This is a genomic window from Streptomyces sp. Z423-1, from assembly GCF_013009255.1.
GTDB lineage: Bacteria > Actinomycetota > Actinomycetes > Streptomycetales > Streptomycetaceae > Streptomyces > Streptomyces gossypiisoli.
In genome coordinates, this window is the sequence record NZ_CP053109.1 from 6733610 (window position 1) to 6755712 (window position 22103).

The following is a 22103-nucleotide window of genomic DNA, read 5'->3' on the forward strand; positions in this document are numbered from 1 at the left end:
TTTCATGTCTCTATGTGCGCATTATGCTCCGGCTAATGATCTCAAATGATGGCGTCCCGCTTCGTGGTGTAGCCGATCAACGTTGGGGCGTACGCCCCGGGGCGTGTGTCGATAGGGATTCCGCTCCCTGCCCGGCAGGCGGGCCACCATGCAACTCTCCCTGGTAAACGGCCAGTTCAACCAGGAGGTGCATGATGGCCCTGTCCCAGCATGACTTACTTCGGCTGCTGGAGTCACTGCGTTCGGCGGACGGACTCGAACTCGTCCGTTTCGTGGCCGAGCGGATGCTGCAGGAGCTGATCGAGGCCGAGGCGACGTCGAGGATCGGTGCGGAGTGGAACGAGCACACCGAGACACGCACCGCGCTGCGCAACGGGCACCGCGACAAGACGCTGACTACGCAGGCCGGTGACCTGGACCTGGCCATACCCAAGCTGCGCTCGGGCAGCTTCTTCCCGAGCCTGCTGGAGCGTCGCCGCCGCATCGACCAGGCTCTGTTCGCCGTCATCATGGAGGCGTACGTGCACGGAGTGTCCACCCGTTCGGTCGACGACCTGGTCAAGGCGCTGGGTGCGGACAGCGGGATCTCCAAGAGCGAGGTCTCACGGATCTGCGCGGACCTGGACACCCAGCTGACCGCGTTCCGCGGCCGGCCCCTGGACCACACCCGCTTCCCCTACGTCTACCTCGATGCGACCTACTGCAAGGCACGGGTCGCGCACCAGATCGTCTCGCGGGCCGTGGTGATCGCCACCGGCATCACCGAGGACGGCGGCCGCGAGGTGCTGGGGTGATGGTCGGCGACAGCGAGACCGAGGTGTTCTGGACCCAGTTCCTGCGTCACCTGCGCGAACGCGGTCTGGGCGGTGTCCGACTCGTACTGGGCGATCACCACTCGGGCCTGGTCAAGGCGATCCGCAAGGTCATGATCGGCGCGGCCTACCAGCGCTGCCGGGTTCATTGAAGCCGTAAGGATTCAACATGGTGTTTCGCTGTCTCTTGTGACGGATGCGAGTACGTCGGCGGCCGTGGTGAAACGTCGTTCGGCGAGCGTTGGGATGTACGGGTCCTGTTCGAGGAGGGGACGGACATCCTCGATGGCGTTGCGGATGGTGCCGCGGCTGACACCGAACAAGTCGGCCAGGGTCTGCTGGTCACATAGGTTTCGCTGGGAAAGGACCGTCGCCAGGATCCGGTCAGCGTCAGTGATCTTTTGACGGAAGACGCCGCCACGGGTTCCTGGGCGCCGGCCGCCGCCGCGTTTGCGATGCCGACGTTGTTCGATCGTGGCCTGGTAGGGCACGGTGATCCGGTCGATCAGCGCCTGGAAGTCCGGGCGGGCATGCCGGTGAGTGCGGGGTGGGACAGGGTCTGTGAGAGATCCATTCGGCTGGTGGTCGCACCACCTTCTGCCCAGTCGCGTAGTTCCTGGGCGGAGGAGAAGTAGTGTGCGGTCTGCGAGACGGTGATCTTCTGCGCGTCTATGAGTGTGCGGGTCTCGCCGATGACCTGGCCGATCGTGACCGGGTTGATGGCGAGCAGGTCGACCAGAACCTTCTGGGAGCAGACACGGCGCAGATAGATCACGGTGACCAGGATGCGGTCGGCGTTCGAGAGCAGGGGCCTGCCGTGTGCTCCGGGGGCCTTCAGACGGCGGCCGCCGCGCTGCTGGAATTTGCGCTGTTCGGCCTGGGCGGCTTGCGCAGGGGCCAGCCGGGCGCATAGTGCCTCCAGCTCTGATGAGGTCATGCCGCTCAGGCGCGGGTCGGCGAGCATCGCCAGGACCCGCAACCTGCTCTGGTCCCGATCGCTCGTGTTGACCGCGCAGTTGCTGGCGGCGCCAGCCGGGGTGATCGTGTAGTTCCAGGATCCGTGCTGGTCATGGGGTGTGATCGGGAGTGAGCGCAGGTGCTCGCGGCTGACGGAGATTCCCACCGGGTAGGTCCCGGTGTCCAGCTCGGCGTGAACGCGCAGGCCGGTGCGGGTGCGGGTCGCGGCGATGCTGTTGACCACGACTTCGTGGCTGGTCAGGGGCCTGCCACGCCAGTTCATGGTGATGTGGGAGAACAGCCGATGCTCGACCTTGTTCCATTTCGAGGTGCCCGGCGGAAAGTGGCAGACGGTCACCGTGAGACCCATCTGGGCGGCGAACGCGGCGAGTTCGGCCTTCCATAGCCGGTAGCGGTAGCTGTTGGAGCCTCCGCAGTCCGCGGTGATCAACAGTCTGTCGGCATCCGGGTGGTCCATCCGCCCGCGGGCCCGCCACCAGCGGCGGATCGACTCGACGGCGAACACCGAGGTGTCGTGATCGGTGCCGACGTTCACCCAGCCGCTGTCGTGGGCCAGATCGTAGATGCCGAAGGGTATCGCCACGTCGACGTCGGGGCCGATGAAGTAGAAGCTGTGGTCCTCCACCTGCACCGGATCGCCGGCAGGGCGCCATTGCCGCCCGGGGTTCGGCAGCTGGCCCAGCTGCTCCTTCTTCTTGGCATCGATGCTGATCACCGGCTGGCCGCTGGACTGGTGCTCCTTGACCTGCTCGTTGATATAGCGGAACTGCGCGTCCCGGTCGGGGTGCTGCTTGCCCTCCAGCGTCTTGGCGCTGGCCTGCAGGCTGAAGCCCTGCACTTTCAGAAGCCGCCCGACGGTCGGAGCGGAGACCGGGTGACCCTGCCGGGTCAGCTCCTCTGCGAGGTTGCGCAGGGACTTGGTGGTCCAGCGCAGCGGCGACATCGGATCACCCCGCTCGTCCGGCTCCACCAGCTTCAGCAACGCAGGAACCAGGGAAGGATCTTGTTCCTCGGCGGGCTTGCGGCCGCCCCCGGGACGTCGGACGGCGCCGTCCGGTAGCGGATCCCCACCGGCCTCCAGCTCGAACACGCCGTTACGGACCGTGCTCTCGCTCACCCCGGCCACCCGCGCAACGGCCCGTACCCCACCGTGTCCGAGCAGTCGAGCCTCCTGGGCCAGCATCAGACGCCGCTGACGCTCGTTCAGATGCGGCAAGACGACCTGGAACCGCAGCGCAAGCTGATCCAGAACGTCGGCGGCGAAGCTCATACCAGAGCAACGATCTTGTCCTATGAAAGCAACGGGTTGATTCTTTACGGCTTCATTTCCTGCGCAATGTCTTCGGCGTGATCCCCAAGGACGCCGCGGAAATGGTCGCCGCGACGATCCGCACCATCTTCGCCCAGCCCGACCAGGACGCCGTCCGCAACCAGCTCGACACGGTCGCCGACATGCTGGGCGCACAGTTTCCCAGGTCAAGCAGATGCTCCTGGACGCCAAGGACGACCTCACCGCCTTCGCGGCCTTCCCGGAACGGCACTGGAAGAAGATTCAGTCCACGAACCCGCTGGAGCGGATCAACCGCGAGATCAAACGCCGCGTCGATGTCGTCCAGGTCTTCCCCAACGACGACGCTCTCCTCCGACTGGTCACCGCCGTGCTCTTCGAGATGCACGACGAGTGGATCGCCTTCCCCCGCCGCTACCTACCCGAAGGCAGCATGGACCAGATCTACCCCACCGAAGCCGGCGAAAGCGCCCCCGCACTCCCCAACACCACCAACACGACCGACGATTGATCGCCTACACCACGTCAAGGGACACGACCTCTGTCCGCGTCCGCCGCTACAGAGCAACCGAGATGTATCGATACAGGGTGTCGCTGCAAAGCGTCCCGACGGGAGGCTAGCCGCCCGGTCGGACGACGTTGCCTCCATCCCCGCTTACATACCCCCCACGGGTATGTTACCGTGCAGCCGTCAGGTACCCCCAGGGGGTATACGGGAAAGGGGTAGAACCATGTCGACCGTCAATCCCAGGCGCTGGTGGGCACTGGCCGTGCTCGCCGCCGCTCAGTTCATGGTCATCATGGACACGTCGATCATCGGGGTGGCGCTCCCCGAGATGCAGAAGGACCTCGGCTTCTCGCAGGGTGAGTTGCAGTGGGTCTTCAACGCCTACGTCATCGCCTTCGGCGGACTGCTGCTGCTCGGCGGCCGCCTCTCCGACCTGATCGGTGCCCGCAAGATCTTCAACACCGGCTGGGTCGTGCTGATCGCCGGCTCGGTCGTCGCCGCAGCCGCACAGACGGCGTGGGTGGAGGTCGTCGGCCGTGCCGTCCAGGGCGTGGGCGGCGCGCTGATCGCACCGTCGGCCATGACGCTGCTGATGATGCTCTTCGCGCACGACCCGAAGGAGCTCGGCAAGGCCATGGCGCTCTACGGCGCCGCCGCCCCCGCGGGCGGCACGGCCGGCGTGTTCCTCGGCGGAGTGTTCACCGAGTGGCTCAGCTGGCCGTGGATCTTCATCATCTACGTCCCGATCGGCGTCGCCACCCTCGCGGCCACCAAGCTCCTGCCCGCCGTCGGCAGCCGCCGCGGTTCGGTCGACGTGCTGGGAGCCGCCGCGGTCACCGCCGGCCTGGCGCTCGCGGTCTTCGCCATCGTCCGCGCGCCGGAGGTCGGCTGGACCTCCACCGGGACCGTGCTGCAGCTGGCCGGTGCCGTCGCGCTGCTCGTGCTCTTCTTCGTGATCCAGAAGATGGTGCGCGAGCCGCTGATGCCGCTCGGCATCTGGCGCGTCCCGCGGCTCGGCTCGGCCAACCTCGCGATGACCCTGCTCGGCGCCGCATGGATCCCCATGTGGTACTTCCTCAACCTGTACCTCCAGCAGGTCCTCGGCTACGGGGCGTTCGCGTCCGGCGCCGCGCTGCTGCCGATGACTGGTCTGCTGATGATCTTCATGACGGCGATCACGGCGAAGCTGATGGCCAAGTTCGGCGCCAAGCCGATGATCGGCGGTGGTCTGCTGGTCCTCGCCGCCGGGCTGCTGTGGCTGTCCGCCGTCGAGCCCACCGGCACCTTCGTGGTCGACGTCCTGCCGGCCTCGCTGGTCGCGGCGCTCGGCATGTCGCTCGCCTACATCCCGGCGATGATGGCCGCCATGTCCGGGGCTCCGCAGGAGCAGGCGGGTCTGGCGTCCGGCATCGTCAACACCACCTACCAGGTGGGCTCGGCACTGGGCCTCGCGGCGCTGACCGCGGTTGCCACGTCGCAAGGCGCGGGCCAGCTGGGCAACCTGCCCGCGCTGACGGACGGCTTCAGCGCGGCCTTCGTCTGGGCCGCCGCGATCGCCGCGGCGGGCGGGTTGATCACCCTGCTGGTGATGCGGAGCGACAAGGCCGCGGCCGCACCGCAGGTCGACGCCACTACGACGGCGCAGGGCGAGCGGGCCGGCGTCTGAAATGCGGTGTCGGCGCCTGGTGGGCAGCTGGGGCAATTGCCGCGACGCCGCAGTTCACCAGGAAGCAGGGCAAGAGAACCGTCGAGGGCCGTCCGGCACCGGGCAACCGGTGCCGGACGGCCCTTTGCTCTCAGGCCGCACGTCCGTCCGTTCTCAGGCAGGTCGTGATTGAGCGGAGCCGTTGACGGTTGATTCCGCCTGTCCATCCCGATGGCCAGCTGGTACCTGAACCCCTCGTTCACCGGACGGGGGCTTCTTCTTGTTGGCCGTCTGCTGTTCCGGCTCGTCGTCCAACGGCATGCTGAGCTTCAGGTCGCGCAGGCCCGCGACGCGGGCGCGGGTCGCCTGGCCAGTGTCGTAGGTGAGCACTGTCACCTCGCGCCCCGACAGCGGCTTGATGGCAAGTGCCCTGTCCACGATCTCATCGTCGTTGATCGGCAGGCGCACATGCCCTGGCGGGTCGAACATGAGCTGTACGGTCACCTCACCGCGTCGGAGGCCGGTTCTTCGCAGCTCCTCGGCATCGGGGGCGCGCAGTACGGCCTGCTCGGTGCTCTGCTGGAAGAGCCGGTCCAGCACGGCCAGCGTGTACCGTGCCCGCCACCGTACGTGTCTGTCTTTGCTCTCCTTGAGCTGGTCGAGCTCATCCACCACAACTATCGGCACCATCAGGTGGACGGACGCGCTCTGCACACTCAACAGCTCGGGAAAGTCGGCTTCTTCCAACTTATCTGGATGCTGGATGTAGAAGCTGGTATCAGCCAAAACCGGCAGCCCACGCAGCTGCCACCGCTGCAACTCCTGCGCAAGCGTTTCAACGACTCTCGTGAACGCCGCAGTTCGCTGTCGGAGCTCAGCATTGACCAGCTGGTTGACCAGGCGTTGGGTCGTCCCTGGCTTCGTTCACTTCAAGCGGCAGCGATTGTCCATCGGTTCGGGCGCCGGTTGGCTGTCGACGGTGACCTGAATGTTCACGAGAAATGACGTCACTGCCTGGGGTCGCCCGCAGTCTGTGACAGCAGGTGGCCCAGTTTCTGACCGGTCACAGATGCAGCGATGAGTTTTCGCGGCCCGGAGAGTCTCACCACCGTTGTCGACCACACAGGAGGAGCACGTGGCTCAGCTGCTGAGAGTCCAGAACTTCAACGTCTCAAGTGACGGGATCGGTGCCGGTGAGGACCAGAGCCTTGAGAGTCCGTTCGGCCACGCCGTCGACCCGGCGAGGCTGTTCGCCTGGGCCGGTGCCACGGCGAGCTGGCCCATGCGCACCGATCCCGGGGGGAGCCGGGGCCTCGACGACTACTTCACGCGGGACTACACGCGCAACATCGGTGCCGAGATCATGGGCCGCAACAAGTTCGGGCCCCAGCGTGGGCCCTGGAATGACCATGAGTGGCGCGGCTGGTGGGGTGACGAGCCCCCGTTCCGCACCCCAGTGTTCGTTATGACTCACCACAAGCGTCCTTCGTTCACGCTCTCCGACACCACGTTCCACTTCGTCGACGGCGACCCGGCCACGGTCCTGGAGCAGGCGCGGCAGGCGGCGCAGGGCAAGGACGTCCGGCTCGGCGGCGGGGTTACCACCATCCGGCAGTTCCTCGACGCCGACCTCGTCGACACCATGCATGTGGCCGTCTCGCCGGTGAAGCTCGGGTCCGGACTACGGCTCTGGGAGTCACCCGATGAGCTGCTCGACCGGTTCCACCTGGAGGTCGTGCCCAGCCCGAGTGGCGTGACGCATCACCTGTTCTGGCGAAAGTGACCGGCCCTCAGGGTTGGCCCCGGCTGGCTGTTTTGCCTCCCGGGGCTGCCCTGAGGCGGGCCGTCGAGTCGTGCCTCGGGCGGTCAGCCGACCTTGGCGGGCTCCTCTACCCGGGCCCGGGTAGAGGCGAGCCGGAAGGAGTCGGTGCCGGTCTCGATGATCGCGCCGTTGAACGTCAGGCGGTCGACGATGGCCGCGCAGAGGCGGGGATCGGTGAACGTCTTCGTCCACCCGCCGAATGACTCGTTGGAGGCGATGGCGACGCTGTTCTTCTCCTCGCGCTCGGTCAGAACCTGAAACAGCAGCTCAGCACCGTGACGGTCCAGTTCCATGTAGCCGAGCTCGTCGATGCACAAAAGATCGACGCGGCCGTAGCGGGCGATCGTCTTGTTCAGCTGCTTCTCGTCGGCGGCCTCGACCAGCTCGTTCACCAGCTTCGTGGCCAGTGTGTAGCGGACCCGGTAGCCCTTCATGGCGGCCTCGGTGCCCAGGGCGATCAGCATGTGCGACTTGCCGGTGCCAGAGTCGCCGATCAAGCAGAGCGGCTGCCCCTTCTTGATCCACTCGCAGGAGGCAAGGGTGTGGATGGTAGCCGGGTCGATATTGGGGTTGGCGTCGAAGTCGAAGGTCCGCAGGGACTTCTCCCGCGGGAAGCCGGCCGCCTTGATCCGCCGTTCCGACCTGCGGCGTGCCCGGTCGTCGCACTCGGCCATCAGCAGCTCGGCCAGGAAGCCGCGGTAGGTCATCTGGTCCTTCACCGCCCGGTCGGCGATGTCGGAGAACTCGTTGCGGATGCTCGGCAGCCGCAGCATGCGGCAGGCGGTGTCGATGGCCTGCTCGGTCAAGCCTCGCTGGCGGGGCAGGGTCACTGGACTTCTTCCTCTCGGTGGGCGCCGCCGCTGGCGCGACGGCGTCGGAGCAACTGGTCATAGGGGGTCACCGAGGGCAGCGGCCTGGTGTCCGGCGGCAGGTGGGCAAGCCTCCACTCGTGCAGAAACGTCACGGTCCCCGACGGCTGTCCCGTGCCAGTGGTGGGCAGGCCAGGGACGGGCTCGTCCTCGGCCTGGGCGGCCTTGCGGGCCTCCAGCGCGACCGCGTCCGCGGTCAAGGCACCCGCCCGCAGGGCGGTGGCCAGCCCGGCGACCAGGTGCTCGTGCGGGATGTGCCGGCCCAGCAGCAGCACCTCGATCAGGGCCCGGGTGCCGTCCCGCTCGCCGTGGATCTTGCGGGCCTGGGCCCACCAGGCGTCGTGGACCGGAGTGAACTTGCCTGCCGAGCGGGCCTGTTCGAGGGCGGTGGCTCCGGGGAAGGCTCCCGGCTTGCGGATCAGGGCTTCGAGGTAGTGGTCCAGCTCCAGGCGGCAGCCGCCCTTGGCGATCAGCCGCTCATGCCGGGCGACTTCCACGTTCTGGTCGTAAACCACCAGGTGAGAGGCGTGCAGCACCACGCGGACCCGCTTGCCGATCAACCTCACCGGCACCGAGTACCGGTTGGTGCGGACCGCGATCTGGCTGTAGCGGTCGACCCGCGGGGTGAACACCCGCCCGGTCTCGAACGGCTCCTCCGGAAGCGGCATCAGCAGCGGCTGTTCGACCGCGAAGTACTCGTCGATGGTCCGCGGCCGGGAGCCGATCCGGCGCCGGCCGTCGTGCAGGTCCCACTGCTCGACCATCTCGTTCAACTCCGCCAGCGAGGCGACCTCCGGCACCGGGGTGAAGTGGTTGCGGCGGAAGTAGCCGATCTGCCCCTCCACCCCGCCCTTCTCGTGGGCGCCGTCGATCCCCGGGCGGCAGTAGAAGCTCTCGATGCCGAAGTGCGAGCGGAACGCGATCCACCGGTCGGTCTCCACCCTCGCCCGGCTCAGCCCCAGCACCTGGGCGACGGCGGCCTTGAGGTTGTCGTAGCGGACCCGACTCCGGGGGACCCCGCCCAGCACCCGCAGTGCGTGCACGTGGCCCTCGAAGAAGGCTTCCTGGCCGGAGGAGGCGAACACCCGGTGGACGGCCTTGCCCGAATACGACAAGCGGAAGGAGAACAGGTAGCAGGTCACCAGCTCGCCGGCGAGCCGCACGGCCACGTCGCCGAAGTCGACCTCCGCCTCCATGCCCGGCGGGTGGGTCTGCGGGACGAACGCCTCGATCGGGGCCTTGCCCGCCTCCACCGCGATCTGCGGCTTCCGGTCGGCGACATAGCGCCTGACCATCGGGTAGGAGACGTCGGCGCCGTGCTCCTCGATCAGCCGGTGGAAGATCCGCGTGACTGTGTGCCGCTGCTTGCGCGGCGCATCCAGGTCCGCCCGCAGAATCCCGTCGATCACCGCCTTGTACGGATCCAGCGCCGACGGCCGCGGCGGGAGCTTCTTGCGCGGCTCCGGCCAAGCGGAGTCCAGGGCCTTGCGCACCGTCCGCCAGGCGACGTTGTACTTGCGCTCCAGCTCCCGCATCGTCATACCACCGCGATGGTCCCGCCGGATCGCCGCGTACAGCTCGACCTTCGACATCTGCGGCATGACCAGGGCCTTTCACCGGGAACACCCCGATGCTGGCCTGGCAAGCCCCCCACTGCCTTCAAAACTCGTGAACATCACCCGACCGTGGATCCGGGCGCCTCCCAAACCCGTGTACAACCGCCGTCACGACTCGTGAATAAAGCCACAGTGGGCTTACGAGCATCCCCGTACTGTCCCACCTAGTGGTCGTTACCCGCACGTGGATTCGGCCAATATCGGGCCCAGGCCGGCGGGTGATCGAACCCCATAGAACCCCCATAAGGGCGCTGAACAGCAAACCGGGCCCGAGCGGAATGATCCGCTCGGGCCCGGAAGCTCGGTGGTCAGGCCCGTACGAGCCGGGCGATCGCCTGGGATGCCTCGATGACCTTCGCCTGGGCTTGTTCGCCGCCCTTCACGATCGCCTCTGTGACGCAGCCGTTGAGGTGCTCCTCCAGCAGGACCAGTGCGCAGGACTGGAGCGCGGCATTGGTGGCGGCGACCTGGGTGAGGACGTTGATGCAGTAGGCGTCCTCTTCGACCATGCGCTGCAGTCCTCGCACCTGGCCCTCGATCCGGCGCAGCCGTCGGACTATGTCGTCCCGTTGGGCGTGGTGTCCGGGCACGGTGGTCTCCCCTTCCTCGTCGGCGGTTCAGCGGTCGGCGGGCTGGAAGCCGCGCAGCCGCAGGCTGTTGCCGACCACGAAGACCGAGGAGAAGGCCATGGCCGCTCCGGCGATCATCGGGTTGAGCAGGCCGGCGGCGGCCAGCGGCAGGGCGGCGACGTTGTAGGCGAAGGCCCAGAATAGGTTGGACCGGATGGTGCCCAGCGTCTTGCGGGACAGGCGGATGGCGTCCGCCGCGACCCTCAGGTCACCCCTCACCAGCGTCAGGTCTCCCGCCTCGATCGCGGCGTCCGTACCCGTACCCATCGCCAGCCCCAGGTCGGCCTGGGCCAGTGCGGCGGCGTCGTTGACACCGTCGCCGACCATCGCGACCGAACGGCCCTCGCTCTGCAGGCGCTTGACGGCGTCGACCTTGTCCTGCGGCATGACCTCCGCGATCACGTGCTCCGGAGCGATGCCCACCTCCGCGGCGACCGATTCGGCGACCGCCTTATTGTCACCGGTCAGCAGGATCGGGGTCAGACCGAGGGCGCGCAGGCGCTTGATCGCCTCCGGGCTGGTCTCCTTGATGGCGTCGGCGACCTCCAGGACCGCGCGGGCCTCGCCGTCCCAGGCGACCGCGATGGCGGTACGTCCGGACGCTTCCGCCTCGGTCTTGGCGCGCTGAAGCTCCTCCGGCAGGGAGATGACCCACTCGGCGAGCAGCTTCTCGCGGCCGACGAGGACGGCGTGGCCCTCGACGATGCCCTGGACGCCGAGGCCGGCGATGTTGGCGAAGTCCTCCGGGGTGGGCAGTGTGCCGACCCGGGCGGCGGCGCCGGAGGCGACGGCCTGGGCGATCGGGTGCTCGGAGGAGTGCTCCAGGGCGCCCGCGAGGCGCAGGACCTCGTCCTCGTCGGTGCCGTCGGTGGCGTGTACGGCGAGCAGGGTCATCTTGCCGGTGGTCACGGTGCCGGTCTTGTCAAGGACGATGGTGTCGACCTTGCGCGTCGTCTCCAGGACTTCCGGACCCTTGATGAGGATGCCGAGCTGGGCGCCGCGCCCGGTGCCGACCATCAGCGCGGTCGGGGTCGCCAGGCCCAGGGCGCACGGGCAGGCGATGATCAGGACGGCGACGGCTGCGGTGAAGGCGGCGGTCAGTCCGGCGCCGTTGCCGAGCCAGAAGCCCAGGGTGCCGAGTGCGAGGGCGATTACGACCGGGACGAAGACGGCGGAGATCTTGTCGGCGAGCCGCTGGGCGGCGGCCTTGCCGTTCTGCGCGTCCTCCACCAGCTTGGCCATGCGGGCGAGCTGGGTGTCGGCGCCGATCCGGGTGGCCTCGACGACCAGGCGGCCTCCGGCGTTCAGCGTGGCCCCGGTGACGGCGTCCCCGGTGCCGACCTCGACCGGCACCGACTCGCCGGTGAGCATCGAGGCGTCCACGGCTGACGAGCCCTCGACGACCACACCGTCGGTGGCGATCTTCTCGCCGGGACGTACGAGGAACCGGTCGCCGACCTTGAGTTCACCGACGGGAATGAGCTCTTCACCGTCGCGCAGGACGGTGACTTCCTTGGCGCCCAGTTCCAGCAGGGCCTTGAGCGCCGCGCCCGCCTTCCGCTTGGAGCGGGCCTCGAAGTACCGCCCGGCCAGGATGAACGCCGTGACACCGGCCGCGGCCTCCAGGTAGATGTTCCCGGCGCCGTCGGTGCGGGCGATGGTGAGCTCGAAGGGGTGCGTCATGCCAGGCGTTCCGGCCGTGCCGAAGAACAGCGCCCACAGGGACCACAGGAACGCCGCCGAGGTGCCGACCGAGATCAGCGTGTCCATGGTGGCGGCACCGTGCTTGGCGTTGGTCCAGGCGGCCTTGTGGAAGGGCCAGGCGGCGTACGTCACCACGGGCGCCGCCAGCGTCAGCGACAGCCACTGCCAGTACTCGAACTGCAACGCCGGGACCATGGCCATCGCGATCACAGGGACGGCCAGGACGACGGCTGCGGTCAACCGCTGACGCAGCGGTCGCAGTTCGTCGCCCTCGTCCTGCGTGGGGCCGCTGCCGGCTTCCGGCTCGGTGCGTACGGGCTCGGGCTCGCGGGCGCTGTAGCCGGTGGCCTCGACCGTCGCGATCAGGTCCGCCACGGCTATGTCCTCGCGGTAGGTGACCTTGGCCTTCTCGGTGGCGTAGTTGACGGTGGCCTCGACGCCATCCATGCGGTTGAGCTTCTTCTCGATCCGGGCGGCGCACGAGGCGCAGGTCATGCCGCCGATGGCGAGTTCGACCTCGGTGGCGCCGGGCGTGGTGGTGGTCATGTCTGCTCCTCGCAGCTCACGGACTCGATGGGGGAGGGGCGGGGCCGGTCGGGCAGGGCGGCCCCGCCGATGCTGGTGGGTCAGGCGGGCACGCGGCTGGCGAAGTCGTAGCCGGCCTCGTCGACGGTCTTGGCGATCAGCGCGTCGAGCGCCTCGTCGGGCGCGGTGGCGGTGGTCACGGTGACCAGGCCGGTGCCGATCTCGACGTCGACCGCGGTGATCTCGTCCAGACCGCCCACCGCCTTGGCGACGATGCCCTGGCAGTGGGCGCTGCCGACGCCGTCGACCTTGTAGGTGGTCTTGATCTCCGTGCTGGTGTGGCAGCTTCCGTCGGAGGTGCAGCAGTTGTTCGACATGGGATTCTCCCTAGCTAGCGCTTATACCCCTGGGGGGTACCTGGTAACGGCTACATGTATACCCCCCACCCGTATTCCTCGCAAGGGCTGATCGTCGCTTGCTTTATACCCCCTAGGGGTATGTTGAACTGCATCGGCCGTACCGATGAGCGGCCCGGAGATGAGGAGTGGGTCATGAACACCGGACTGCGGATCACCGTCTTCGCCGCCGCGCTCGCCGCGACCTTCGGCACCGCCTACGGTGTCGGCGGCACGGTCGACGCGATCTCGCCCGAACCGAAGGGTGGTGCTCACGGCGGGCCCGGCGGTCACGTGGCCGCAGGGCACGAGGAGACCAGTGGCGGTCATGAGGCGGCAGCGCCGGGAGGCCTTGAGATCTCACAAGGCGGCTACACAATCGACCTGAAGACCCCGCGCGTCGAGGCCGGCAGGAAGGCCGAGCTGCGCTTCGCCGTCGTGCAGGACAGCACCGGCCGCAAGGTCACCGCCTACCAGCGCGAACACGGCAAGGAGCTGCACCTCATCCTCGCCTCGCGAGATATGAGCGTCTATCGCCATCTGCACCCCGCCCGCGCCGCGGACGGCACCTGGTCCACCCCGGTGGACCTGCCCAAGGCCGGCAGCTACCGCGTCTTCGCCGACTTCCAGCCCAGGGGCGGCGAGGCGCTCACCCTCGGCGCGGACCTCGCGGCCTCCGGAACGTACGAGCCCGCTGAACTGCCTGAGCGTAACTCCACCGCCAGGGTCGATGGCTACGAGGTGAAGCTCGACGGCGACCTGACCCCCGGCAAGGCCAGTGAAGTGACGCTGACGGTGAAACGGGACGGCAAGCCGGTCCGGGACCTCCAGCCCTACCTGGGCGCCTACGGCCACCTGGTCGCCCTGCGCTCCGGCGACCTCGCCTATCTGCACGTCCACCCCAACGGCGAGCCCGGCGACGGCAAGACCCAGCCCGGCCCCGAGGTCTCCTTCACGGCTACGGCACCCAGCGCCGGCACGTACCGCCTGTTCCTGGACTTCCAGCACGAGGGCACGGTGCGCACGGCAGCCTTCACGGTGCATGCGCGCGGCGCGGTGGATGAGCCCGAGAAGCCCTCACAGGCCGAGCCCGCTGAGGACGAGGCCGGGCACGCACACTGAGGCGCGATGCTGCGGCGCCGGTGCCGGTGCCGTCTGCATACTCGCCGCAGCAAACCAGCCATTCGCCTGACGAGTTAACCCGATGTTTTAGGACTGGTGGTCGATCACTGCCGAAGAGCCGCTAGGATCACGGCATGGTTACGGCTTGGTCGCCCTGGCGCATGGACAGGACCCGTTCCGGTGCGGGTCCGTTGCTGCGCGTGCTGGCCCTGGCCGTGCTCCTGTTCGGCGTCCTCGTGTCGCACGGCGCATACGTGAAGAGTGCCAACGGACACCTCTCCACCAGCGCATCAACCTCTGCGGCACTGCCGGCCGATGACATTCGCCATCCAGGTGTCGAGTCTGTAACCGAGTTCACGGTGGAAGCGGCCGATCATCATGGTGATCATGGGTCGTCGCATCCTGGCGAGCAGTGTGTATCCGGGCAGCCTCAGCAGGGGCCTGCCCTGGCCGCGCCCTGCTTTGCAGCGTCGGTTCGCGAATCAAACAGTGCCCAAGATGCGTCGGTCGTGCGTGTGCCTGCATCTGGTGGGCCCATGGGCGGGGCGTCACCCGCGGCTCTGAGAGCAGCCTCCGTGGTGCAGCAGGTCTAGGAGTAGAGAGTCCTCCAACCGGCCTGCCGGTTGTCACCGGTTCGGCTGATCACGCGCGACGAGCTCCCGATTCCGTGCCCATGATGGGCCGGTCACGTTCGTCGAAGCTGTCCTGCCCCCACCCATGTCTGCGCCTCCCTCCGTCCTCGTCGGAGAGCGGCAGCAGCGCGGAGGACCTGTGCCGACACATTCCCGTACGCCCGCGCACGCTCCCTGGGCCTCGTGCGGCTCGCCCCGGTGGCGCCGACTCCTCTCGGCGATCCGCGGCACCCTCGTGATCGCGCTCATTCTGTGCGCTGTCATCCACGGAGTGCCCGAGGAGACGCACGGGTCGGTGCCCGTCCCCACCGTTTCATCGGCGATGGCTGCGGGCGGAGAGCCTCACGGGCCCCATGCTCCCCACGGGGCCGAGGACTGCGCGATGGACGTCGTCATCCGTACGGCGGCCCAGTCGATCGAGGATCTTCCTCTCGCCGCGCTGGCTGTCGTCGTACTCGTCGCCATGTCCGTGGCGGTGGGGAGACGACCTGTCGTACGGCATGAATCCCGCAGACGTCGCAGGGCACGCACCGGCCGCGTGGCGCTCGTCGTCACGTCGCGGTGGCGGATCTAGACCACTCGCTCGCAGCCGACCGACCTCGTCGGCTGCCGCGCACTCATGGCCCGAGCGCGGACCCACGGTCCGCTCTGTCGCCATGGGGCGCGAGATGAACCCGCACCCGTGCATTCATCGAGCGAGAGTGACAACACAGACATGCCTTCATTGACCAAGACCGCGACCGGTTCGGGCCAGTCCGCCCTGTCCGGGCTGGTGGGCAACACCCCGCTGCTCCGCGTGTCGGAGCCGCTGGCCCCGGCCGGGCGTGGGTTCTGGGCGAAGCTGGAGGGGTTCAACCCGGGCGGTATCAAGGACCGTCCGGGGCTGCACATGGTGGAGCGGGCCCGGGCCCGTGGCGACCTGCGGCCCGGCGGACGGATCATCGAGTCCACCAGCGGGACGCTGGGCCTGGGGCTGGCGCTGGCCGGGATGGTGTACGGCCACCCGGTCACCCTGGTCACCGATCCGGGGCTGGAGTTGTCCATGACCCGGCTGCTGACCGCGTACGGCGCCCAGGTCAACGTCGTCTCCGAGACGCATCCCACGGGCGGCTGGCAGCAGGCCCGCCGCGACCGCGTCCAGCGCCTGCTGGAGCAGCACCCCGGCTCGTGGTGCCCGGACCAGTACAACAACCCCGACAACGTCGCCGCCTACACCCCGCTGGCCCTCGAACTCGCCTCCGAAATGGGCCACATCGACGTGCTGGTGTGCAGCGTCGGCACCGGCGGCCACTCGGCCGGCGTCTCCCGGGTGCTACGGCAGCTCTACCCGGAGCTGACCGTCGTCGGCGTGGACACGACCGGTTCGACGATCTTCGGCCAGCCCGCCCGGCCCCGGCTGATGCGCGGACTCGGTTCCAGCATCTATCCCCGCAACGTCGCCTACGAGCAGTTCTCCGAGGTGCACTGGGTCGCCCCGCACGAGGCCGTGTGGACATGCCGCCAACTGGCCGCCTCCCACTACGCCACCGGCGGATGGAGTGTCGGCGCGGTCGCGCTGGTGGCCGGCTGGATGGCCCGGACGATGCCCGCGGACGCACGGATCGTCGCGATCTTCCCCGACGGCCCGCAGCGTTACCTGGGGACGGTCTACGACGACGACTACTGCGCCGCCCACGGCCTGCTGGACTCGCCTCCGGCGCCCGAACCGGAGCTGATCGGCCGTCTGGACGAGAAGGAGGTCACCCGCTGGACCCGGTGCACCACCGTGGTCGATCCCCTCACCCTGCAAGGCAGGGAGCAGGACGTCGCCGAGAACGTTCCCGCCGTCGGGTCCGACTCCGCGGAGGAGGGCCGGTGAAGGGGTTGCTCACCCAGGTTCGGTCGTACGAACGCAGCGTCCAGCTGTTGATGGTGAACCAGTTCACCATCAACTTCGGCTTCTACATGCTGATGCCCTATCTGGCCGCCCACCTGTCCAGCACGCTCGGCCTGGCCGGCTGGATCGTGGGACTCGTGCTCGGCGTACGGAACTTCAGCCAGCAGGGCATGTTCCTGGTCGGCGGCACGCTCGCCGACCGGCTGGGCTACAAGCCGATGATCGTCGCCGGGTGCGTACTGCGCACCCTCGGCTTCGCGACGCTCGGACTGGTCGATTCCCTGCCCGCTCTGCTCGCGGCCTCCGCGGCCACCGGGCTGGCCGGTGCGCTGTTCAACCCGGCCGTGCGGGCGTACCTCGCGGCCGACGCGGGCGAGCGCAGGGTCGAGGCGTTCGCGTTGTTCAACGTGTTCTACCAGGCGGGCATCCTGCTGGGCCCGCTGGCGGGCATGGTGCTGACGGGGGTGGACTTCCGTGTCACCTGCCTGGTGTCCGCCGCGATCTTCGCGCTGCTGAGCGTCGTACAGATCCGCGCGCTGCCCGCCCGGCGGCCCGAGGATGCCAAGCGGCCGGCCGGCGACGGCGGTCAGGGCGTGCTCGCCCAGTGGCGCGGCATCCTCGCCAACAGGCCGTTCCTGCTCTTCTCCGTCGCCATGATCGGTTCGTACGTCCTCTCTTTCCAGGTCTACCTGGCGCTGCCGCTGGAGGTGCGCCGGCTCGGCGGCGACGGGGAGTTCGGCACGGCGGCGGTGGCCATGCTCTTCGCCGTCTCGGGCCTGACCACGATCCTCGGTCAGACGCGGGTGACGGCGTGGTGCAAGGCGCGGTACGAGCCCGGGCAGGCGCTCGTGCGTGGGTTGGCGGCGATGGGCCTGGCCTTCGTGCCCCTGCTGCTGGCCACCGCCGTGCCCGTACCGGAGTCCGGGATCGGGCTGTGGCTGCTCGCGGCGGTTCCGCCGACGCTTGCTGCGCTGCTGCTGGCCGTCGGCACGATGATCGCCTACCCGTTCGAGATGGACACCATCGTCCGCCTTTCCCGTGACCGTCTCGTCGCCACTCACTACGGGCTGTACAACACGATCTGCGGTATCGGTATCACCGTCGGGAACCTGGGCACGGGCGCCGCGCTCGACGCCGCCCGCGCGGCCGGGATGCCCGCGCTCCCGTGGATCACGCTGTTCGCGCTGGGCCTGGCGTGTGCGGCCGCCCTGTACGGCCTGCACCGCACTGGCCGACTGGCGGCGCCGCCCGCCGCCGAGCCGCTGCCCGCGACCGTCTGACCCACCGGCCCGCTGGCCCAGGGGCGGGGCACCACACGGTGCCCCGCCCCTGCTGGGCCGTGCCCTCTTCCTGGAGTTCTTGATGCCCACCCTTGCCGAGCCCATCGCGAAGCCGACCCCGTTGCAGCTCCGGCCCTTCCGGGCGGTGCGCTATGACACGGACCGCGTCGGCGATCTGACCGACCTCCTCGCTCCGCCTTATGACGACCTCGGCGCCACCCGCGCCCGCGAACTCCGTCGTCAACCGCACCACGTGGCCCGTATCCTGTACGCGGACGCGCCGCAGGCCGCCGCCCGCGAACTGGGGCGCTGGCTGCGACGCGGCGTGCTCCGCCGGGACGAGCGGCCCGCCCTGTACGTCTACCAACAGCAGCGGGGCGCCCGGATCCTGCAACGTGGCCTGATCGGTGATCTGGTGCTGCCACGCCATGGAGGGCGGCTGCTGCCGCACGAAGACGTGTCCGCCCACGGGGTTCGGCAGCGTGCTGCCCATATGGCGGGGTTGCGTGCCCAGTTGGAGCCGCTGTTGCTGGCCTGCCGAGGCGCGGAGTCGACGGCTGCGCAGGTCGCGGAGCACGTGACGCGTCGCGCACCGGTCGCCGTGGCCCGCGTCGGAGAGCTCACCCACAGGCTGTGGGCTTGTGATGACGCCACGGAAGTCTCGCTCCTGACCAGTGGCCTGTCGACCGGTAAGGCCCTCATAGCCGACGGCCACCACCGCCACGCTGCCTGTCTCCACTTGAGCGGCGACGCGGGCAGCCCCTGGGACAGCAGCCTCACCCTGCTCGTCGACACCGCGACGTATCCCCTCCAGCTCTCCGCGATCCACCGTGTGATGGCCGGACTGGAACCGGAGAAGGCGGCGAAGGCTGCGTCCGAGGTGGCCCGGGTTCTGCCCCTTCCCACAGGGCCGCGTCCGCCCGAGCCCGGTGAACTGGTACTCACTGGTGCGGAGCAGGCGTGGGCCATCACCGATCCCGACCCTCTGGCCCTGCACGAAGCCCTGGCCGGTCATCCGAGTCGGTGGGCGCAACTCCCCGCTGCCGTCAGCGACCACCTGCTGCTCCGCCACACCTGGTCCGTACCCGACCTGCCAGGTGCCGTGACGTATGTCCACGACATCCGCCAGGCCACTGCGGCCGTGGCCGGACCCGACAGTGGCAGCGCGCTTCTGCTGCCCGCGATCAGCGAGGACACGGTGTGGGAACTGGCCGGTGCCGGAGTGCGGTTGCCCCGCAAGTCCACATCGTTCGGGCCCAAGCCGGCAGCCGGTCTGGCCATGCGCGTCCTCGGGCTGTCGTAAGTGCTGCGCCGGCGTTCGCCGGACCGGAGGTTCGAGGTGCGCGTCATCTCGCCGAAGTGCCAGTTAGTGGTCGATCACCGATCGAGGTTGGTCACGCTGCGAGAGCGAGCGGTGCGCGGCGCCTTTCGTTGCCGACCACCCGCGTCGGGCAGCGGCGTGGCTTGGGCGGATTGAGCTGGCCCCACCTGTGTGCTTGTGGTGATGGCGCCGAAGACCAGGGTTGAGGGCGGCGATCTGTCGGGACTCCCGCATGGAGGGGTTGTCGGTACGCGCTCTCGCGCGCAAGTAGGGCATCGGCGCACTGTCCGGGAAGCCTTGGTCTCCGCGTGGCCCGCGCCACGGAAGAAGCCGCCCCCGGCGGTCGCAAGGCAGCCGACCAGGCCACGTACTCGGTCAAGGCCCGCACCCGCCGCGGCGAGCTGGGGAAGCACCAGCGAGGAGAACCGGCTGGAGGAACGCCTCGTCGAGCGGCGCGCTCGCAAGAGCGCGCCGCATCCCGAGCCGCCGACGGCACGCGCAAGCGCCGTGAGCGGGACTACGAGCCCAGCGTGGTCCGCGTGGGCTCGCGAGAACGGCTACGAGGTGCCGGACCGGGGTCAGTGGCTATGGGACGTATGACCATCCTCTGCCGGCTCGGCTGACGGCGGCCATGACAAGCTCCCCATAGGCGGCCACTTACCGCCCCACTGATGGCCAAGGGTTTCCCCACGTACGGCCAGATATCTCCCCGCTCGCATTGGACGCATCCCGCTCGGCGAGGCTCGGGCGGGTGAAGAACAGCAGGGAGATCATGGAGATCCTTGAGGCGTACGACCTCACGGGCAGTTACCGCGCCGCGGCCGAACTGACCGGCGTCGACCACCACACGGTGGCCCGCTATGTGAAGATGCGGGCCGCCGGCCAGCACCCCGACCAGCGCCGTCACCGGGCCCGCGCGATCGACGACTATCTGCCGAAGATCGAGGAACTGGTGGTCCGTTCGCACGGCAAGATCCGGCAGACGTGGTGCACAAGAGGATCGTCGCGATGGGCTTCACCGGCGGGGAACGCACCACCCGCCGCACCGTTGCCGAGGCGAAAGCCCAGTTCAGGGCCGGTCGGCGGCGGGTCTATCGGCCGTGGGTGACCGAGCCGGGGCTGTGGATCCAGTACGACTTCGGCGACGGACCGACCATCGCCGGCCGCAAGACCATCCTGTGGTGCGCCTGGCTGGCCTGGTCCCGCTTCCGGATCGTGATCCCGATCTGGGACAAGACGCTGCCGACGGTCACCTCGTGTCTGGACGCGACGTTCCGCCGCATCGGCGGAGTGCCGGCCTACGTCCTGACGGACAACGAGAAGACGGTCACCACCGACCACGTCGCCGGGATCGCGGTCCGCAACCCGGAAATCGTCGAGGTCGCCCGGCACTACGGCACGACCATACGCACCTGCCTGCCCGCGGACCCGGAGACGAAGGGCGGTTCCGAGGCGACGGTCCGCATCGCGAAGGCCGACCTGGTGCCCAAGGACGTCAACCTGCGCGAGCACTACAAGACCTTCGGCGAGCTGGAGGCGGCCTGCCGCGCGTTCTGCGACGAGGTCAACTCCCGCCCTCACCGGGCGACTCGACGCAAGCCGGCCGAGCGGCTCGCCGAGGAACGGCAGCGACTGCACCCGCTGCCGAGGAGGCCGTTCACCGCTGCGTTCGGCACCACCCGGCGGGTGAACTGGGAGTCCACGATCTCGGTCGAAGGGGTCCGCTACTCCGTTCCGCACGAACTGATCGACAACCGGGTCTGGGCCCGCTTCCACGGCGACGAACTGATCGTCACCGCCGTCGGTGAGGACGGCTCGGCCCGCGAGGCCGCCCGCCACCGCCGCGGCCAGCCGGGCACCCCGGTCCTGGATGACGCCCACTACCCGCCGCGGGAGAACAAGGACAACGACCGCACTCCGAAGGCCACTTCGGTGGAAGAGGCTGCCTTCCTCCAGCTCGGTCCCGGGGCCGCGTCCTGGCTGGTCGAAGCCGGGGCCGGCGGGGTCCGCCGCATCAAGGCGAAGATGGCCGAGGCCGTCGCCCTGTCCAAGCTCTACTCGGTGGCCGAGGTCGACCGGGCCCTGGGCACCGCCGCGGTCACCGGCCGGTTCGCGGACAAGGACCTGCTGTCCATCGTCGACTACCAGGCCACCCGCGAGCACACCGAACCCGTCCGCCGCAGCGAGGAACACTCCCTGCAGCCCGGCACCTCCGCCTGGTCCTCCTTCGGCCTGCCCACCCAGCCCGCCTCCGACGTCTCCGAGTACGACGAAAGCGATCTCGCCTGATGGCCACCCCACTTCGCACCGTTCCCGGCACCAACGGCGACCCGCTCGCCGAGGCCATCGAGCTGACCCGGCGGCTCAAACTCCCGCACCTGCGGCGGGTGTTGGCCGACCTGATCCCCACCGCCAAGGCCCAACGCTGGGACCCGGCCGAGGTCGTCCGCGTCCTGCTGGCCGAGGAAGCCGCCGGCCGCGACCGGGCCAATCTCCACACCCGCCGCAAGCGGGCCGGTTTCCCCACCGGCAAGACCTTCGGCGACTGGGACGAGACCAAGTCCGCCATTCCCCGGCCCACCCAGGACGCCCTCAAGTCCCTGGAATGGATCGGGCGTCGGGAGAACTTCTGCATCTGCGGGCCCTCGGGCACGGGCAAGAGCCACTTCACCGAGGCACTCGGCCAGACCGCGGTCGAGGCCGGACTGACCGTCTCCTGGTTCACCATCGAGGACCTCGGAGTCCTGGTCCGCCGGCACCGCGCGGACGACTCCATCGCCCGAGCCCTCGCGAAGATCATCCGCTCCGACCTGATCATCGTCGACGACATCGGCCTGCTGCCAGTCTCGCCGGACGCCGCCGAGGGCTTCTACCGCCTGGTCGACGCCGCCTACGAACGACGCTCGGTCGCCGTCAGCAGCAACCTCCACCCCTCCGGATTCGACGAGATCATGCCCAAGACCCTGGCCACCGCGACGGTCGACCGGCTCATGCACCACGCTCACATCGTCGTCACCCAGGGTGACAGCTACCGGCTCACCCAGGCCACCAGCGGACAGGGAGTGAAGCCCTTCAGCTGAC

General features: G+C 68.9%; 16 protein-coding genes and 4 pseudogenes. 12 read left to right on the forward strand and 8 right to left on the reverse strand.

Annotated elements, in window-relative coordinates:
* Window positions 1-194: 194 nt before the first annotated feature.
* A pseudogene (locus HJD23_RS30200) lies at window positions 195-961 on the forward strand (IS256 family transposase); the annotation flags it as partial.
* A gap of 15 nt (window positions 962-976) precedes the next feature.
* Here the strand turns inward: HJD23_RS30200 and HJD23_RS44225 are convergent.
* The gene (locus tag HJD23_RS44225; RefSeq protein WP_240980858.1) at window positions 977-1303 is read right to left on the reverse strand and encodes an HTH domain-containing protein; all 327 of its coding nucleotides are present in this window, start codon (window positions 1301-1303) and stop codon (window positions 977-979) included.
* A gap of 269 nt (window positions 1304-1572) precedes the next feature.
* A pseudogene (locus HJD23_RS30205) lies at window positions 1573-3060 on the reverse strand (ISAzo13 family transposase); the annotation flags it as partial.
* 47 nt (window positions 3061-3107) lie between these two features.
* Between HJD23_RS30205 and HJD23_RS30210 the strand changes: the two are divergent.
* A pseudogene (locus tag HJD23_RS30210) lies at window positions 3108-3589 on the forward strand (transposase); the annotation flags it as partial.
* 220 nt (window positions 3590-3809) lie between these two features.
* Window positions 3810-5252 carry an MFS transporter gene (locus tag HJD23_RS30215; protein WP_171114386.1) on the forward strand — a complete coding sequence of 481 codons (1443 nt, stop codon included), beginning with the start codon at window positions 3810-3812 and terminating at the stop codon, window positions 5250-5252.
* 153 nt (window positions 5253-5405) lie between these two features.
* Here HJD23_RS30215 and HJD23_RS30220 read toward each other — a convergent pair whose 3' ends face one another.
* Entirely contained in the window at window positions 5406-5978 is a 573-nt protein-coding gene (locus HJD23_RS30220) for a PIN domain-containing protein (RefSeq protein ID WP_171114385.1), read from the reverse strand.
* 9 nt (window positions 5979-5987) lie between these two features.
* Between HJD23_RS30220 and HJD23_RS30225 the strand changes: the two genes are divergently transcribed.
* Both HJD23_RS30225 and HJD23_RS30230 read left to right on the forward strand, forming a co-directional pair.
* A complete protein-coding gene (locus HJD23_RS30225; RefSeq protein WP_171114384.1) occupies window positions 5988-6236 on the forward strand; it encodes a hypothetical protein in 249 nt (82 codons plus the stop codon).
* 130 nt (window positions 6237-6366) lie between these two features.
* On the forward strand, window positions 6367-7014 hold the full coding sequence (locus HJD23_RS30230) for a dihydrofolate reductase family protein (RefSeq protein ID WP_171134090.1): 648 nt from the start codon (window positions 6367-6369) through the stop codon (window positions 7012-7014).
* Window positions 7015-7097: 83 nt separating this feature from the next.
* Here HJD23_RS30230 and istB (HJD23_RS30235) read toward each other — a convergent pair whose 3' ends face one another.
* The 5 genes from istB (HJD23_RS30235) to HJD23_RS30255 form a co-directional block, all read right to left on the reverse strand.
* Complete coding sequence (gene istB / locus HJD23_RS30235; RefSeq protein ID WP_171134091.1) at window positions 7098-7883, reverse strand: IS21-like element helper ATPase IstB; 786 nt, start codon at window positions 7881-7883, stop codon at window positions 7098-7100.
* A complete protein-coding gene (gene istA, locus HJD23_RS30240) occupies window positions 7880-9514 on the reverse strand; it encodes an IS21 family transposase (RefSeq protein ID WP_171111782.1) in 1635 nt (544 codons plus the stop codon). The genes istB (HJD23_RS30235) and istA (HJD23_RS30240) overlap by 4 nt, the downstream gene beginning before the upstream one ends.
* A gap of 332 nt (window positions 9515-9846) precedes the next feature.
* Window positions 9847-10128: a metal-sensitive transcriptional regulator gene (locus HJD23_RS30245; RefSeq protein WP_171110553.1), complete on the reverse strand. Its 282-nt coding sequence runs from the start codon at window positions 10126-10128 to the stop codon at window positions 9847-9849.
* Between the two features lie 27 nt (window positions 10129-10155).
* Window positions 10156-12417: a heavy metal translocating P-type ATPase gene (locus HJD23_RS30250; protein WP_171110554.1), complete on the reverse strand. Its 2262-nt coding sequence runs from the start codon at window positions 12415-12417 to the stop codon at window positions 10156-10158.
* Between the two features lie 80 nt (window positions 12418-12497).
* Entirely contained in the window at window positions 12498-12773 is a 276-nt protein-coding gene (locus HJD23_RS30255) for a heavy-metal-associated domain-containing protein (RefSeq protein WP_171110555.1), read from the reverse strand.
* A 174-nt stretch (window positions 12774-12947) separates the two neighbouring features.
* Between HJD23_RS30255 and HJD23_RS30260 the strand changes: the two genes are divergently transcribed.
* The 7 genes and pseudogenes from HJD23_RS30260 (at window position 12948) to istB (HJD23_RS30290) (ending at window position 22102) form a co-directional block, all read left to right on the forward strand.
* Window positions 12948-13913: a hypothetical protein gene (locus tag HJD23_RS30260; RefSeq protein WP_171110556.1), complete on the forward strand. Its 966-nt coding sequence runs from the start codon at window positions 12948-12950 to the stop codon at window positions 13911-13913.
* 1014 nt (window positions 13914-14927) lie between these two features.
* Window positions 14928-15119 (forward strand): hypothetical protein, encoded by a 192-nt coding sequence (locus HJD23_RS44230; RefSeq protein WP_232107731.1) that lies wholly within the window; start codon window positions 14928-14930, stop codon window positions 15117-15119.
* 141 nt (window positions 15120-15260) lie between these two features.
* Window positions 15261-16403 (forward strand): PLP-dependent cysteine synthase family protein, encoded by a 1143-nt coding sequence (locus HJD23_RS30270; RefSeq protein ID WP_171110557.1) that lies wholly within the window; start codon window positions 15261-15263, stop codon window positions 16401-16403.
* Window positions 16400-17701, forward strand: coding sequence for an MFS transporter (locus tag HJD23_RS30275; RefSeq protein ID WP_171110558.1), 1302 nt, complete (start codon window positions 16400-16402; stop codon window positions 17699-17701). Before HJD23_RS30270 ends, HJD23_RS30275 begins: the two co-directional genes overlap by 4 nt.
* Window positions 17702-17783: 82 nt before the next feature.
* The gene (locus HJD23_RS30280; protein WP_171110559.1) at window positions 17784-19004 is read left to right on the forward strand and encodes a DUF1015 domain-containing protein; all 1221 of its coding nucleotides are present in this window, start codon (window positions 17784-17786) and stop codon (window positions 19002-19004) included.
* 769 nt (window positions 19005-19773) lie between these two features.
* Window positions 19774-21311 (forward strand): annotated as a pseudogene (gene istA, locus HJD23_RS30285) (IS21 family transposase).
* Window positions 21311-22102, forward strand: coding sequence for an IS21-like element helper ATPase IstB (gene istB / locus HJD23_RS30290; RefSeq protein ID WP_171110560.1), 792 nt, complete (start codon window positions 21311-21313; stop codon window positions 22100-22102). Before istA (HJD23_RS30285) ends, istB (HJD23_RS30290) begins: the two are co-directional and overlap by 1 nt.
* Window position 22103: the final 1 nt, after the last annotated feature.

Coding starts and splice junctions, on each gene's coding strand:
- istB (WP_171110560.1), top strand. CDS start 21,311: ATGGCCACCCCACTTCGCACCGTTCCCGGCACCAACGGCGACCCGCTC.
- istA (WP_171111782.1), bottom strand. CDS start 9,514: ATGTCGAAGGTCGAGCTGTACGCGGCGATCCGGCGGGACCATCGCGGT.
- HJD23_RS30260 (WP_171110556.1), top strand. CDS start 12,948: ATGAACACCGGACTGCGGATCACCGTCTTCGCCGCCGCGCTCGCCGCG.
- HJD23_RS30255 (WP_171110555.1), bottom strand. CDS start 12,773: ATGTCGAACAACTGCTGCACCTCCGACGGAAGCTGCCACACCAGCACG.
- HJD23_RS30250 (WP_171110554.1), bottom strand. CDS start 12,417: ATGACCACCACCACGCCCGGCGCCACCGAGGTCGAACTCGCCATCGGC.
- HJD23_RS30270 (WP_171110557.1), top strand. CDS start 15,261: ATGCCTTCATTGACCAAGACCGCGACCGGTTCGGGCCAGTCCGCCCTG.
- HJD23_RS30280 (WP_171110559.1), top strand. CDS start 17,784: ATGCCCACCCTTGCCGAGCCCATCGCGAAGCCGACCCCGTTGCAGCTC.
- HJD23_RS30225 (WP_171114384.1), top strand. CDS start 5,988: ATGCTGGATGTAGAAGCTGGTATCAGCCAAAACCGGCAGCCCACGCAG.
- HJD23_RS44230 (WP_232107731.1), top strand. CDS start 14,928: ATGGACGTCGTCATCCGTACGGCGGCCCAGTCGATCGAGGATCTTCCT.
- HJD23_RS30215 (WP_171114386.1), top strand. CDS start 3,810: ATGTCGACCGTCAATCCCAGGCGCTGGTGGGCACTGGCCGTGCTCGCC.